Source organism: Gelatiniphilus marinus (genome assembly GCF_042684345.1).
GTDB classification, from domain to species: domain Bacteria; phylum Bacteroidota; class Bacteroidia; order Flavobacteriales; family Flavobacteriaceae; genus Gelatiniphilus; species Gelatiniphilus marinus.
On record NZ_JBHULK010000002.1, the window covers coordinates 106,403 to 121,363 of the forward strand.

Consider the following 14,961-nt stretch of genomic DNA (forward strand, 5'->3'; position numbering starts at 1 on the left):
AAAAAAGGGTTTATTATATGATAAGAACTTGTAAAATGAATTTATAGATTAGGTTTTGTGAAAAATATTTCAAGTTTCATTTTTCTGTTTTCTGGCACGTTTGGGTGGTTGCCGTATAAAATGGTGCCCCGTGGGGATATTACTGCCGTGGCAGGAAGTGCTGTAACGTCGTCGCCGCTGTTTAAAATAGTTGCGGTTTGTAAAATGTTGGTGCTGGGGTTGTAATCTATATTCACATTGGTAGATAGCACTAGCCCTATTTTAGTGTTAGTTGAATCTTTAAGTAATATATTTTTAAGGTGCTCTGTAAGGCGTATTTTGTATTTTGAAATGCCGTTATCGTCTGTTATGCGTTGTCCAAGGCTTATAATTTTAGAGTTTAAAGGGTTTGTTCTGTCTTCTGTAGGATCAAAAAAAGCAAAATCAGTGGTAGGAGCATTGTTTTTTATATCGTAGGCATATATTCTATCAAAAGCACTATAATCATTTCCATTTTCGTCTTTTGGATATGTTTGCATTATTTCATCTTCATAAATAAGAAGGTGTGCTTCGTTGATTAGTTTTTTAAGCGGGTAGTTGCCGTTTACTTGAGGTAAATAATCGCCATTTTCGTCTAATTGTCTGTAGGTTTTTTTAAAGCAATCTAAAGGTGTTCTCATGGTAACTGAGCCATTTTCGTCTGTACATTCTACCATGTCGCCACCAAACAAATCTACAACAGCCATAGAGCCGTTGGTGCCTTTTAAATATAGCTTTTCGTCGCCATTGGTTTTATTGCCATTAATTAAAGCCGTGTTGAAATTGTTAACAAAAGTGTTTAGTCTATTTCCCGTAAGGTTTAAGGTGTACGAATCTTGTAGTTTTTCGCCATCAACAGAAGAGTCTTTAGAGAAATATATAACAATATTGGCTGTTGCTAAATTAAAAAATGTCATACTGCCGTTGCCGTTAATAGCTTCGGCTTTAAAATATAGCCCTCTAAAATAGTCTTTAAAGTTGTTGGCGTTGCTTAATACAGCGTCGTCTTCTAAATCTAGAATTAAAGTTTTCCAATAGTTTGTGTCTAATTTTGCTCTTAAGGCAGGTGCTTGTCTATCAATTACATCTTGGTCGCCTTCGGTTGTTTTTAAAATTATGGTATTGTTGCTTGGAGCGAACTCGTTTAGGGTTAAAATAACATCGCTTTTGTGGTCTTCAAAATTTATGATACTGTTGCCATCGATTGCTGAGTTTGATGAGCTGTTGGCGTTAGAGTAATACATTTGGGTTTGTCCAAACTCTGAGTTTGGGTTAAAATCCCTTAAAAAGTAATTGTTTCTGTAAATGGTTAATTTAACTTTGCCGTTGCCGTAAAGCGAGTCTTTAATGGAGTATTTAGCATTAGTTGTGCCTTCTATCAAGCCATCTTCTTTGCTGTAATAAGGCACTTTTAAAACCACGGAATCTATTACAGGGTTTTCTCCAAAATCTGGGTTAAAAACAGCTGGGGTTACTTGTGTAACAATGCTGGCCGTGGTTAATCCGTAGGCAGGATCGTTAAAGGCTCCAAATAAATGGTTGGGCAAATTGTTTATTTGCAAAGAGTCAAGTTTTTTATTGTAAGCTAAAATCTGGAGGTTTAAGTTATTGGTGTTAAAGTTGGCGTTGTCTTTTCCTAAGACATCGCTATCAATGGTATTAAAATCTTTGTCGCAAGCTATAAACAATGCCATAGCTAATAGGAAAATACTGGAGAATTTAAGGGGCTTAAATATTTTTTTCATTCATTTAAAAATTTATAATGAAGTTTTTTTGCTTTTATTTTAATGCGTATGCGTAGCTTAACTGTTTTTTTGCAAAAGAAACAAAGCTTAGTTGCAAACTTTGGTGTTAAAAAACTCGGTATATGCTTCGCCAAATTCATCTTTGCTTTTATACCCTAAAATAGGCTTGTTTGCCGCTTTTAAATAGGAATCTAATTCTTCAGGAATATCTTCAGACCCTATAATTACGGCATCAGAATAATCAATAGCAACTTTCATTAAGTTATTATATGATGGATCTTCCAGTGTTTTAATGGTTTCTGCGTCTATGTCGTCAAACATAATTTTATTAACCATGTCTTTGTTTAACGCGCCATCGAAACTTTGATTGTACACCGAAGTAACAATTTTACTTTCGTTAAAAAGCGGCTCGTCTTTATAAAATTGTTTTAAATATAAGGGAAGTAATGATGCCAACCAACCATGAACGTGTATAACATCTGGCGCCCAATTTAATTTTTTTACCGTTTCTATAACGCCTTTTGCAAAGAAAATGGCACGCTCGTCGTTATCGGAAAACAACTCGCCGTTTTCGTCGGTTAGAGTGGCTTTTCGCTTAAAATACTCGTCGTTATCAATAAAATAAACTTGAATACGTTCTTTTGGAATAGAGGCTACCTTAATAATTAGTGGCATATCTAAGTCGTTAATCACCAAATTAATTCCTGATAGCCTAATTACCTCGTGCAGTTGATGCCTTCTCTCATTAATGTTGCCGTATCGGGGCATAAAAATTCTTATTTGACCTCCTTGTTGATTTACCAATCTTGGCGCCTCAAAAGACATGGATGAAATCTCTGTTTCGGGTAAATAAGGCACTACTTCAGATGATACGTACAATATCCTCTTATCTTTCATATTTAAGTTTTTGATGTTCTTTTTAGGGCTGCCTTAATTTAGCAGCTTTTGAAAATTCAAAATAAAAAACACGCAAAAATACAAAATTTTATGCAAATTGCCAGTAAAATATTAAGTTTGCAAGCGTTAATTTTTTATTAAATAATGACCGTTTTTTCACAAAAAAAGCAAATTGAAACTGCAGTTGATGCATTAAAAGGCAAACAGCTTAGACATGGTTTTGTGCCAACCATGGGGGCACTGCACCAAGGGCACTTGGCTCTGGTTAAAAAAGCCTTGACTGAGAACGATAAAGTGGTGGTAAGCATTTTTGTTAACCCTACGCAGTTTGACAATAAAGACGATTTAGTTAAATACCCAAGAACCCTAGAGGATGATTTGGCCTTGTTAAAAACAGTTTCAAAAGATAAAATTTTAGTATATGCGCCTACCGTTGATGATGTTTACGAAGGCAATACCGTATCGCAAAGCTTTGATTTTGATGGTTTGGAGTTTGAAATGGAAGGCAAATTTAGAAACGGACATTTTGACGGTGTTGGTACCATAGTAAAACGTCTTTTCGAGATTGTAAAACCACAGCGGGCTTATTTTGGCGAAAAAGATTATCAGCAATTGGCCATCATTGAAAAACTGGTAGATAAGCATAATATACCTGTAAAAATAATTGGTTGCCCCATTTATAGAGAGCCTAATGGTTTAGCTATGAGCTCGCGTAACACACGGTTAAAGCCCCATTATAAAAAAGCTACACCATTTATTTACAAAACCTTAAAAACTGCCAAAGTAAAATTTGGCACAAAAAGTGCAAGTAAAGTAACAGAATGGGTTGAAAACCAGTTTGCTAAACATGAGTTGTTAAAATTAGAATATTTCATTATTGCAGACACCAAAACCCTAAAACCAGTAAAAAGAAAATCCGAAAAAAGAGCATACAGAGCGTTTATAGCCGTATATGCAGACGATATTAGACTTATAGATAATATCGCGTTAAATTAATTATCTTTGCCACATGCAAATTCAAGTCGTAAAATCTAAAATTCACAGAGTTAAATGCACGGGTGCAGAACTCAACTACATAGGCAGCATAACCATTGACGAAGATTTAATGGATGCCGCCAACATAATTCAGGGCGAAAAAGTCCAGATTGTAAATAACGATAATGGCGAACGCTTGGAAACCTATTGTATTCCCGGTCCGCGCAATAGTGGCGAAATCACTTTAAACGGAGCAGCCGCCAGAAAAGTATCGGTTGGCGATACCCTTATTTTAATCACTTATGCTTTTATGGATTTAGAAAAAGCAAAAGTGTTTAAACCTTCATTGGTATTCCCAGACGAGGCCACTAACCTGTTAAAATAAACTTTGAACACCAAAACAAAGAACATACTTAAAACAGCGCTCCCACTAATGCTGGGAGTTTTTTTGGTCTGGTATTCGCTTTCTAAAGTTTCTATTGAAGAGTTGCTGGTTTACGCCAAAAATGCCAATTATACTTGGATTGTTTTAGGTGTGTTTTTAGGGCTTTTAAGCCATTTGTCGCGGGCTTACCGCTGGCGTTTTCAGTTAGAGCCCATGGGTTACAACATTAGGCTTGGCAACAGTATCATGGCTATTTTTGTAACCTATTTAATTAACTACACCGTTCCCAGGGCCGGCGAAGTGGCTAGAGCATCGTTGCTTACAAATTACGAAAGTGTGCCTTTCGAAAAAGGTTTTGGAACCATTGTGTCCGAGCGCATTGCAGATACTCTGGTAATGTTCGCCATTATTGCGATAACCCTTTTTATTGAATTCGATTTCATTTATAATTTTTTAATGCAAACATTCGACCCCTTAAAAATAACAGTAGCTTTAATCGCTGTTGTTGTTTTTATGCTTGTGTTTTTTAGGTACATAACAACAAGCCGCTCTAAATTGGCATTAAAAATAAAAGCTTTTGTAAACGGATTGATTGAGGGCGCTCTAAGTATTTTTAAAATGAAAAAAAAGTGGGCCTTTATTTTCCACACCCTGTTTATTTGGGGCATGTACGTGCTTATGTTTTACGTAACTTCCTTTTCGCTAGAGGCAACCAGCAACTTGCCGCTTGCACCACTGTTAATTGGTTTTATAGCAGCAAGTTTTAGCATTGCGGCAACCAATGGCGGCATTGGCTCTTATCCGTTGGCCATTTACGCCGCATTTTCAATTTTTGGCATTGCTGAAGAGCCCAGTATCGCGTTTGGGTGGATTATGTGGGCATCCCAAACCTTAATGATTATTGTTTTTGGAGGCTTGTCCTTGGTTTTCTTGCCAGTTTACAATACCAAAAAAACTTAATAAACTGTGGCCGCTGGCTAAACCTATTGCTTAACTTTTTGAATTCTTATCGCTTATTTATTACCTTGGCCAGTTAAAACTAAAATTATTTTAAAATGAAGAAAGCCATCATTTTTTCAGCGCTCCTTTTTTGTGCTTTAAACCCTGTTGATGCCCAGGTAAAATACGAAACCTTCGAATCTTCAAAATTAGGGGAAACCCGAGAACTTAAGATACAATTGCCAAGGGGGTATAATGCAAACCAAGAAAAAAAATATCCGTTGTTTGTTGTTTTAGATGGTGATTATTTATTTGAAGCCGTAGCAGGAAACGTAGATTATTACTCGTATTGGGAAGACATGCCCGAGGCCATTGTGGTAGGAGTCAATCAGCTTGAAAAACGTTTCGACGATTGTTTGTATTCAGAGCAAAACTCGTTGCCCATTGAAACTGGTGCCGCTTTTTTCGAGTTTATTGGCATGGAACTCATTCCGTATATAGAAAAAACATACCGAACCGAAAGCTTTAGAGTTGCCGTTGGGCATGGAGAAACCGCAAATTTTATCAATTACTTTTTATTAAAACAGCAACCATTATTTCAAGGATACATCGTAATCAGTCCAGAATTAGCACCAAATATGCTCGATTATATTCCAGAGCAATTGGGCAAATTAGAGTCTAAAATATTCTATTATTTGGCAAACACTAAAAACGACTCGAAGTCAATAAAAAAGACGACATCTGCTTTAAACACAGATATTTCGGCATTAAATACAAAAACTGTTTTTTACAATTTCGATAGCTTTGAAAACGGTTCGCATTATTCGGTTCCGGCACATGCTATACCAAAAGCCATAGAAAGTATTTTTCATGTCTTTCAGCCCATTAGCAAAAAAGAATATAAAGAGGTTATTTTAGAATTAGACGAGTCTCCGGTTGCCTATCTTCAAGAAAAATATAAAATGATAAAAGAATTGTTCGGGATTGAAAAACAAATACTCGTTAACGATTTTAAAGCCATTTCCGCAGCCATAGAAAAGCATGACGATTTTCAGTATTACGAAGCCTTGGGGAAAATGGCCCGTAAAGAATACCCCGATACTTTGTTGGGAAATTATTATTTGGCACGTTTTTACGAAGAAACAGGCGAGCCCAAAAAAGCTATGCGCACTTATCAATCGGCTTATATGTTAGATGAAATTGCAGGCATAACCAAAGATTTAATGCTGGAAAAAGCAGACTTAATAAAGGCGGATTTCGGTTACTAAAAAACAAGGTGTAAACTGGGTATTTAGTTAATTATTATTTAATCAAAACCTTTAATAACCCCATAATTTTTCAACCCAATAACTTAAACAATGGCTAAAGTTAAAACTACTTTTTTTTGTCAGAGCTGCGGCAATCAATTTGCAAAATGGCAGGGCCAATGTACAGCCTGTAAAGCTTGGAACACTATTGTTGAAGAAGTTATTGAAAAACCAGAAAAAAGCGATTGGAAATCGCCAACATCAACTGTAAAGCGGGCATCTGTTCCCTTACGGATTAACGAAATAGACACCTCTAAAGAAGCGCGACTCGATACCTTTGATGCCGAATTCAATCGTGTTTTGGGCGGCGGTATTGTTCCCGGATCTTTAACCCTTTTAGGGGGAGAACCCGGAATTGGGAAAAGTACATTGTTGCTTCAAATTTCATTAAAATTACCGTATAAAACCTTATATGTTTCGGGCGAGGAAAGCCAGAAACAAATAAAAATGCGTGCAGAACGCATCAATCCGAACAACAGCAATTGTTACATTTTAACTGAAACGAAGACTCAAAATATTTTCAAACAAATAGAAGCTTTAGAGCCCGATATAGTTATAATTGATTCTATACAGACTTTACATAGCGATTATATTGAATCCTCTTCGGGAAGCATTTCGCAAATAAAAGAGTGCACAACCGAACTGATTAAATTTGCCAAAGAAACAGCAACACCCGTTTTGTTGATTGGGCATATCACAAAAGACGGCAATATTGCTGGCCCCAAAATATTAGAGCACATGGTCGATACCGTTTTACAGTTTGAAGGAGACCGCAATCATGTATTCAGAATTTTACGCGCCCACAAAAACCGATTTGGCTCCACCAACGAGTTGGGTATATACGAAATGCAAGGTTCTGGGTTGCGGGAAGTTTCTAACCCAAGCGAAATACTTATTTCTAGAAAAGATGAAGAATTAAGTGGAAATGCTGTTGCTGCAACCCTTGAAGGTATGCGCCCATTAATGATTGAGGTGCAAGCCCTGGTAAGTACTGCTGTTTATGGTACTCCACAACGTAGCGCCACAGGGTTTAATGCCAAACGCCTTAACATGTTGTTGGCCGTTTTGGAAAAACGTGCAGGTTTCAGGCTTGGTGCAAAAGATGTGTTTTTAAATATTACCGGAGGCATTACGGTTGATGACCCTGCGATAGATTTGGCCGTAGTGGCTTCTATTTTATCATCAAATGAAGATGTTGCCTTGCAAAAAGATTTTTGCTTTGCGGCCGAAGTGGGTTTGTCTGGAGAAATCCGCCCCGTGCAACGTGTAGAGCAGCGTATTTTAGAGGCCGAAAAACTTGGGTTTTCAACCATATTTGTATCGAAATACAATAAAATTTCACTTAAAAATACTGTTATTAAAATTCAATTGATTTCTAAGATTGAAGATTTAGTTCGGTTTGTTGTTTAGCGTCATTGCGAGGAACGAAGCAGTCTGTTCATTATTTACGTAACTCCAAAGAAGAACGACGTGGTAACCTGCTGTGTTTTATCGTTATTGCGAACACAGTGAAGCAATCTCATGAATTAAGCTATAATTAAACAGATTACCTCGTCATTCGTTCCTCATTCCTCGTAATGACGGACGCTTTGTAATAGATTACCTTAATCAAAATAAAACAACCAACCATCAGATAAATCATGCCATTCAGAATTATTTGCATTTATCAAGTACGCTTTTCGTTTTCCATTGCCAGATTTTAATTGCTTTTCTCTTGCCATGGCTTGATATATATATCTGTAAATTCTTCAAAATAAACTAATTTATCACAATTATGCTTACTTGTAAATCCCTTAAAAGTTTTTGTTTTATGCTGATAAACTCGTTTTAACAAAACACTAGTAACAACTATGTATATTACAGTATTGTTTTTATTAGTCATAAAATACAAATAAGAATTGTTCGTCTTGTAAACACAGTAATTTAACGTCATTGCAAACACAGTGAAGCAATCTCATGAAGAGAACTTGAATTAAACAGATTGCTTCGGCCATTCTTCCCTCCTAATGACAAGTTAAATTATTCAATGTATTGAGTTCTTTTTTACTAAAATTCCTTAAATTCGCGAACTTATAAGATTAAAGAGTAAATGAGCGCAAAATTTCCTGAATATAAAGGACTTGACTTACCAAATATAGCAAACGAGATACTGCAATATTGGCAAGAAAACAACATCTTTCAAAAAAGTGTAACTACAAGAGAAGGTAACAAACCGTACGTGTTTTATGAAGGGCCGCCATCGGCAAACGGGCTTCCGGGAGTACATCATGTTTTGGCGCGTGCCATAAAAGATATTTTTCCGCGTTACAAAACCATGAAGGGTTACCAAGTAAAGCGAAAAGCAGGTTGGGACACCCATGGTTTGCCTATAGAATTGGGTGTTGAAAAAGAGCTTGGTATTACCAAAGAGGATATTGGAAAAACCATTTCGGTTGAAGATTATAACGCCGCTTGCCGTAAAGCGGTAATGCGCTATACCGATGTGTGGAACGACCTAACCGAAAAAATGGGCTATTGGGTAGATATGGACGATCCGTACATTACTTACGAGCCAAAATACATGGAGTCGGTTTGGTGGCTGTTAAAGCAGATTTACAACAAGAATTTGATTTATAAAGGCTATACCATCCAGCCGTATTCGCCAAAAGCAGGAACGGGATTAAGCTCACACGAGCTGAATCAACCCGGTACGTATCAAGATGTAACAGATACAACGGTTGTGGCGCAGTTTAAGGCAAAGCTAGATTCGCTACCAAAGTTTTTACAAAATGAAGGCGATATTCACTTTTTAGCTTGGACCACCACACCGTGGACGTTGCCAAGTAACACCGCGCTTACCGTTGGGCCAAAAATTGATTATGTTTTAGTTGAAACTTTTAATCAATATACATTTAAACCCATAAAAGTAGTATTAGCAAAGTCTTTAGTTGCTAAACAATTTACAGGAAAATATAAGCTAGCTGAAGATAAATCAGAAATTGAGGCCTATAAAAAAGAAGACAAAAAGATTCCTTATAGAATCATTGCTGAATGTATAGGCAAAGATTTGGTAGGCATCACTTACGAGCAACTTTTACCGTTTGCATTGCCAAGCAACAATCCAGAAAATGCATTTCGGGTTATTTCTGGCGATTTTGTAACCACAGAAGATGGTACAGGAATTGTACACACCGCACCAACTTTTGGAGCCGATGATGCTTTGGTTGCAAAACAAGCCACACCAGAAGTGCCGCCCATGTTGGTAAAAGATGAAAATGGCAACTTGGTGCCCTTGGTAGATTTACAAGGGCGTTTCCGTCCGGAAATGGGCGAATATGCTGGCAAGTATGTGAAAAACGAATATTATAATGATGGTGAAGCCCCAGAGCGATCTGTAGATGTGGAACTTGCCATTCAATTAAAAACAGAAAACAAAGCCTTTAAGGTTGAAAAATATAAACACAGTTACCCAAACTGCTGGCGTACCGATAAACCCATTTTATATTATCCGTTAGATTCTTGGTTTATAAAGATTACCGATGTTAAGGACAGAATGTTTGAACTTAACGAAACCATAAACTGGAAACCAAAATCTACTGGAACTGGGCGTTTTGGTAATTGGTTGGCCAATGCAAACGATTGGAATTTATCGCGTTCTCGTTACTGGGGAATCCCATTACCAATTTGGAGAACAGAAGATGGTAAAGAAGAAATTTGTATAGGTTCTGTTGAAGAATTAAAAAATGAAATGACAAAAGCTGTTGAAGCAGGAGTACTTTCAAAAGATATATTCGAAGATTTTGAAGTCGGAAACAACTCTGAAGAAAACTATGCTAAAATAGATTTGCATAAAAATATAGTTGATGAGATTGTATTAGTATCAGAATCTGGGCAAAAAATGTTCCGCGAAAGCGATTTAATAGATGTTTGGTTCGATTCCGGAAGTATGCCTTATGCACAATGGCATTATCCGTTTGAAAATAACGATTTAATTGATAAAGGAACAACATTTCCTGCCGATTTTATAGCAGAAGGTGTCGATCAAACCCGAGGTTGGTTTTATACATTACACGCCATAGCGGCTATGGTTTTCGATTCTGTGGCATACAAAAATGTGGTATCCAACGGATTGGTGTTGGATAAAAACGGACAAAAAATGTCTAAGCGTTTGGGTAATGCCGTCGATCCGTTTAAAACCTTGGCAGATTATGGTGCCGATGCCACACGTTGGTACATGATAAGCAATGCCAACCCGTGGGACAATTTAAAATTTGATTTAGAAGGGGTAGAGGAAGTGAAACGTAAATTCTTCGGAACACTTTACAACACCTATTCCTTTTTTAGCTTGTACAGCAATTTAGATGGCTTTAGTTATTCTGAAGCAGATATTCCATTAGCCCAACGCCCGGAAATAGACCGCTGGATATTATCTGAATTGCACACGCTAATACAAAAAGTAGATGCTTTTTATGCCGATTACGAGCCCACAAAAGCCACACGCGCCATATCTAACTTTACGCAAGATTACCTAAGCAACTGGTTTGTACGCCTAAGCCGCAGACGTTTTTGGAAAGGCGATTACCAACCCGATAAAATTTCGGCTTACCAAACGCTTTATACCTGCATGGAAACCATAGCGAAATTAAGCGCACCAATTGCCCCTTTTTTTATGGACAGGTTGTACCTAGATTTAAATTCGGTATCTAAAAAAGAATCTTACCAAAGCGTACACTTATCAGAATTCCCAAAATTCAACCCAAATTTTGTTGATAAAAGTTTAGAGCGCAAAATGGAAGCTGCCCAAACAATATCATCATTGGTATTATCGTTAAGAGCCAAGGAGAAGATTAAAGTAAGGCAACCGCTTCAAAAAATAATGATTCCGGTTGATAGTGAACAGCAAAAAGAAGAGATTTTAGCCGTTGCGGGATTAATAAAACACGAAGTAAACGTAAAGGAAATAGAACTTTTAGAAGATGCTTCAGATATTCTGGTTAAACACATAAAACCTAATTTTAAAACCCTAGGCCCGCGCTTTGGTAAAGACATGAAAGCCATTGCCAATGCCGTATTTAATTTTTCGGCAGAAGATATTAACAATATCGAACAAAATGGCAATTTAAAGCTTGAAGTTAACGGAAAAATGATTATTTTAGAACGGGCAGACGTAGAGATTTCGTCGCAGGATATTGAAGGATGGCTGGTTGCTAACGAAGGCGCATTAACAGTAGCTTTAGATGTTACATTAACTGACGATTTGAGAAGAGAAGGTGTGGCCAGAGAGCTGATAAACCGAATTCAAAATTTAAGAAAAGACTCTGGTTTTGAAGTAACGGACCGAATTGATGTAAGGCTCCAAAAAGATGTTAATATTGAAAATGCTGTAAAGCACAATTTAAATTATATTAAAACTGAAACCTTAACCGAAAAATTAGAAATTATGGACCTAGTGGATAATGGTATAGAAATTGTCTTTGATGATGTAAGTACCAAATTATCTATTAAAAAACATTAAGATTATGAATGCAGACACAGTAAGATATTCAGACAAAGATTTAGCTGAGTTTAAAGGCCTTATTTTAGAAAAAATCGATAAAGCCAAGCACGACCTAGAGCTTATTAAGAGTGCCTATATGAACGACCATAACAATGGTACCGAAGATACAGCACCACAATTTAAAGCTTTTGATGAAGGTAGTGCCGTAATGAGTAAAGAGTCTAATTCGCAATTGGCCATTCGCCAAGAAAAATTTATTCGCGACTTAAAAAACGCGCTAATTAGAATTGAAAACAAAACCTATGGCGTATGCAGGGTTACCGGCAAATTAATTAATAAAGAACGCCTAAAGTTAGTGCCTCATGCTACATTAAGTATTGAAGCTAAAAATATGCAGCAATAATAAAGCTTATAGCATTTTTAAAACGTCTCGTTTATATAATTCGAGACGTTTTTTATTAAAAAACATTTATGTCGCTTAAAAACCCCATACTGCTTATCGTTCTGGTTTTGCTATTAGACCAGATTAGTAAAATTTATATAAAAACCCATTTTGCACTTCAAGATAACGTTGAGGTTTTTAAGTGGTTTAAAATATATTTTATTGAAAACGATGGTATGGCTTGGGGCACAAAAATAAGCGATTTTATAAATATTCCGGACCGTACAGCAAAAGTAGCCCTAACCTTATTTAGGATAGTAGCTATTTTTGGAATAGGTTATTGGCTCTACGATGCAGTAAAACAACAAAGTCCTAAAGTGTTGGTATTGGCAATTGCTCTCATTTTTGCAGGTGCCATGGGCAATATTATAGATTCGGTATTTTATGGAGTTTTGTTTGATGATAGCCACGGACAAGTCGCTGCATTTTTGCCAGAAACCGGTGGTTACGATGCGCTTTTACACGGTAAAGTAGTCGATATGCTGTACTTGCCCATATGGAAAGGCTATTTACCAGAATGGCTACCATTTTTTGGAGGCGATTATTTTACGTTTTTCGAACCTGTTTTTAATATCGCCGATATGGCAATAAGCACAGGATTTATTATGCTTATTGTTTTTAATAAGAAAGCGTTTCAGAAAAAAGAGTCTCAAAATTAAATTATTTGTAAGTAAGTATTTTTCTACTTCAAGTGGATTTGTTATATTTAATCTTTAATAAATATTCTTATAAATCCTCAAATAATGAATAGAAAGCTTCTCTTTTTAATTACATTTCTATTATTCAATTCAACCCCTATTTTAGCCCAAAACACCTTCGGTATTGTTTTTCCTAAAACTGAAAATGAGCGCAATCAAAAGTGCAAACAATGTTTTCAGTTATTCAGCCAAAAACCTAAAGAAGTAAAATTTTCAGTAAAACGAGAAGGCATAAATTTATATTTTTATGTAAACGATAAAAAATGGTTTAATCAACTCTTTAAAAATGCTGGCGACGGACTAGCTGTTGATGTTGTTGCTAAAGACAGATATAATTGCGAGTTGGAATCTGCCAAAAAAACTCAAATTAAAGGGCAACTTTTAAAACCTGTTTATGCTTCAAAATTAAAAAGTTTACTTAAGCCCAATGGTGAAAATAAATACCGTGTTCATGTGGGGAGAATATCTGAAACTTTAACAAAAAAGGAATTAGAATACAACATCTTATTTTTAAGCAATAAAAATTTATGTCAATACTATACAATTTATGATTTGGAATCGTACCCTTGGGATTTATTGGATATGGGCATGTATTTAGATTCTTTAACTTACGATTCAAAAAAAATAAAAGCCACAGCCAAAGAAGGTTACATTCTTAGAAACAAAACCTTAAAGTTTAAAATTCCTTTTGAAAAAAATAAATCTGAATATTCTCAAGATGATATAAAACCTATTTACGATTCATTGCGATTAACAGATTTTAATATTAAAACCATAAATATAAAGGCTTACTCATCAGTTGAAGGGAGTTTGCAACGTAACATAAAATTGCAAGAACAACGCGCCAATAGTATTGTTGCTGCTTTACAAACATTTCAAAAACCAACAATAAAAACGCAGGTTTCATCATCTGAAAATTGGGTGGAATTTTTAAATGATATTAAAGGGACTAAGCATGAAAATTTAATTGATTTACCAAAATATCAAATTAAAGAAAAACTTGTTGGCGCACTTTCAAAAGACCTTGAACCTATTTTGCAGCACCACAGAAAGGCAGTATTAGAACTGGAATTAGAAAAAAAAGATAAGTATAAAACCATGTCTGCAAACCAATTGTTAACTAAATTTAATTCGGCAATTAGTTCAGCACAATTAGACGATGCCAACGACATTCAAAACTCTATTTTTAAAAAACTGAAGAACAAAGAAATTTCACCAGATTTTTTACAAAAAATGCAAATACCCAAACAAGCTAAGTTTGCTAAAATTCTCAATAAAAACTCGGCGTTTAAATATATGTTAAATGTTAGGCAAGCTTTAATTGTTTTAAACCAACTACAATCTCTTGAAAAACTAGTGCCAAAAAACGGCGAAGTAAAGTATAATATAGCGGCTATTAAAATAAAATTATGGCGTTTTAAGGCTATTGATATTAATGAAGCTAAGCTTAAAAACCAAATTAGCGCTTTAAAAAACTACGGGATTCATAGCTCGTTAATATCTAGAATGATGGTAAATTTCCACATTATTAAAGCGGAAAACTTAATGCAAAAAAGAGACTATGCAAACAAAGATAAATCGGTAAATTATATAAAAAGCAACTATAAAAAGTTTCCATTATCAGATTACGATTATTTAAGTTTAGCACAATTTTTTAGTTATTATGCTAATATTGATATGGCTGTCGGGTTATTGGAAAACAAAGCAAAAAGTATAGATATTGATGAAGATTTACTGTTCTACTACCTAAACCTAACGCTAGTAAACAAGGCGCTAACCCAAGATCCAGATTACAGAACCATTATGCTTAATGCCATTAACATGAACAAAACCCGTTTTTGCAACCTGTTTAATGCCGTTGAAGATGGCGGTGTTACGTTTCAGTTATTAGAAGACGAATATTTACAAGAAACCTATTGCGAGAATTGTAAAGACTAATGTTTATAAGCCATATCAGGCATCACTAATTCCAATATCGCCGATGTGGCCATAGGCAAGGGCTTTAAAATGCTTATTGTTTTTAATAAGAAGGTTTTTCCTAATATCTAAACTTAATTAGGTTTATTTTAATGTAAGTCT

12 protein-coding genes are annotated in these 14,961 nt (G+C 35.7%); 9 read left to right on the forward strand and 3 right to left on the reverse strand.

The annotated features are described in order from the left end of the window. Positions 1-41: 41 nt before the first annotated feature. Together ACFSQS_RS05630 and ACFSQS_RS05635 are read right to left on the reverse strand one after the other, a co-directional pair. Positions 42-1,763, reverse strand: a complete 1,722-nt coding sequence (locus tag ACFSQS_RS05630) for a DUF4270 domain-containing protein (RefSeq protein WP_388015431.1) — start codon at positions 1,761-1,763, stop codon at positions 42-44. Positions 1,764-1,850: 87 nt separating this feature from the next. Continuing rightward, a complete protein-coding gene (locus ACFSQS_RS05635; RefSeq protein ID WP_388015434.1) occupies positions 1,851-2,660 on the reverse strand; it encodes a glycogen/starch synthase in 810 nt (269 codons plus the stop codon). A 144-nt stretch (positions 2,661-2,804) separates the two neighbouring features. Between ACFSQS_RS05635 and panC the strand changes: the two genes are divergently transcribed. From panC to radA, 5 genes are all read left to right on the forward strand, one after another. Next, a complete protein-coding gene (gene panC, locus ACFSQS_RS05640; protein WP_388015437.1) occupies positions 2,805-3,656 on the forward strand; it encodes a pantoate--beta-alanine ligase in 852 nt (283 codons plus the stop codon). Between the two features lie 13 nt (positions 3,657-3,669). Then, positions 3,670-4,020: an aspartate 1-decarboxylase gene (gene panD, locus ACFSQS_RS05645; protein ID WP_388015440.1), complete on the forward strand. Its 351-nt coding sequence runs from the start codon at positions 3,670-3,672 to the stop codon at positions 4,018-4,020. 48 nt (positions 4,021-4,068) lie between these two features. After that, positions 4,069-4,980, forward strand: a complete 912-nt coding sequence (locus ACFSQS_RS05650; RefSeq protein ID WP_388015443.1) for a lysylphosphatidylglycerol synthase transmembrane domain-containing protein — start codon at positions 4,069-4,071, stop codon at positions 4,978-4,980. 95 nt (positions 4,981-5,075) lie between these two features. Then, entirely contained in the window at positions 5,076-6,227 is a 1,152-nt protein-coding gene (locus tag ACFSQS_RS05655; RefSeq protein ID WP_388015446.1) for an alpha/beta hydrolase, read from the forward strand. Between the two features lie 90 nt (positions 6,228-6,317). Then, the gene (gene radA / locus ACFSQS_RS05660) at positions 6,318-7,676 is read left to right on the forward strand and encodes a DNA repair protein RadA (protein ID WP_388015449.1); all 1,359 of its coding nucleotides are present in this window, start codon (positions 6,318-6,320) and stop codon (positions 7,674-7,676) included. 289 nt (positions 7,677-7,965) lie between these two features. Here radA and ACFSQS_RS05665 read toward each other — a convergent pair whose 3' ends face one another. Continuing rightward, entirely contained in the window at positions 7,966-8,199 is a 234-nt protein-coding gene (locus tag ACFSQS_RS05665; RefSeq protein ID WP_388015452.1) for a GIY-YIG nuclease family protein, read from the reverse strand. A 156-nt stretch (positions 8,200-8,355) separates the two neighbouring features. Between ACFSQS_RS05665 and ileS the strand changes: the two genes are divergently transcribed. The 4 genes from ileS to ACFSQS_RS05685 all read left to right on the forward strand — a co-directional run bounded on the left by ileS (position 8,356) and on the right by ACFSQS_RS05685 (position 14,820). Further along, entirely contained in the window at positions 8,356-11,760 is a 3,405-nt protein-coding gene (ileS, locus tag ACFSQS_RS05670; protein ID WP_388015455.1) for an isoleucine--tRNA ligase, read from the forward strand. A 4-nt stretch (positions 11,761-11,764) separates the two neighbouring features. Beyond that, the gene (locus tag ACFSQS_RS05675) at positions 11,765-12,145 is read left to right on the forward strand and encodes a TraR/DksA family transcriptional regulator (RefSeq protein ID WP_388015458.1); all 381 of its coding nucleotides are present in this window, start codon (positions 11,765-11,767) and stop codon (positions 12,143-12,145) included. Between the two features lie 68 nt (positions 12,146-12,213). Further along, positions 12,214-12,843: a lipoprotein signal peptidase gene (locus ACFSQS_RS05680; protein WP_388015461.1), complete on the forward strand. Its 630-nt coding sequence runs from the start codon at positions 12,214-12,216 to the stop codon at positions 12,841-12,843. Between the two features lie 84 nt (positions 12,844-12,927). Further along, the gene (locus ACFSQS_RS05685) at positions 12,928-14,820 is read left to right on the forward strand and encodes a hypothetical protein (protein WP_388015464.1); all 1,893 of its coding nucleotides are present in this window, start codon (positions 12,928-12,930) and stop codon (positions 14,818-14,820) included. Positions 14,821-14,961 lie beyond the last annotated feature (141 nt).

Bases quoted from the DNA above. Each gene is read 5' to 3' on its own strand.
- ACFSQS_RS05665 (WP_388015452.1), bottom strand. From the start codon at position 8,199: ATGACGTTAAATTACTGTGTTTACAAGACGAACAATTCTTATTTGTAT.
- ACFSQS_RS05655 (WP_388015446.1), top strand. From the start codon at position 5,076: ATGAAGAAAGCCATCATTTTTTCAGCGCTCCTTTTTTGTGCTTTAAAC.
- ACFSQS_RS05685 (WP_388015464.1), top strand. From the start codon at position 12,928: ATGAATAGAAAGCTTCTCTTTTTAATTACATTTCTATTATTCAATTCA.
- ACFSQS_RS05650 (WP_388015443.1), top strand. From the start codon at position 4,069: ATGCTGGGAGTTTTTTTGGTCTGGTATTCGCTTTCTAAAGTTTCTATT.
- radA (WP_388015449.1), top strand. From the start codon at position 6,318: ATGGCTAAAGTTAAAACTACTTTTTTTTGTCAGAGCTGCGGCAATCAA.
- ACFSQS_RS05680 (WP_388015461.1), top strand. From the start codon at position 12,214: ATGTCGCTTAAAAACCCCATACTGCTTATCGTTCTGGTTTTGCTATTA.
- panD (WP_388015440.1), top strand. From the start codon at position 3,670: ATGCAAATTCAAGTCGTAAAATCTAAAATTCACAGAGTTAAATGCACG.
- ACFSQS_RS05630 (WP_388015431.1), bottom strand. From the start codon at position 1,763: ATGAAAAAAATATTTAAGCCCCTTAAATTCTCCAGTATTTTCCTATTA.
- ACFSQS_RS05675 (WP_388015458.1), top strand. From the start codon at position 11,765: ATGAATGCAGACACAGTAAGATATTCAGACAAAGATTTAGCTGAGTTT.
- panC (WP_388015437.1), top strand. From the start codon at position 2,805: ATGACCGTTTTTTCACAAAAAAAGCAAATTGAAACTGCAGTTGATGCA.
- ileS (WP_388015455.1), top strand. From the start codon at position 8,356: ATGAGCGCAAAATTTCCTGAATATAAAGGACTTGACTTACCAAATATA.
- ACFSQS_RS05635 (WP_388015434.1), bottom strand. From the start codon at position 2,660: ATGAAAGATAAGAGGATATTGTACGTATCATCTGAAGTAGTGCCTTAT.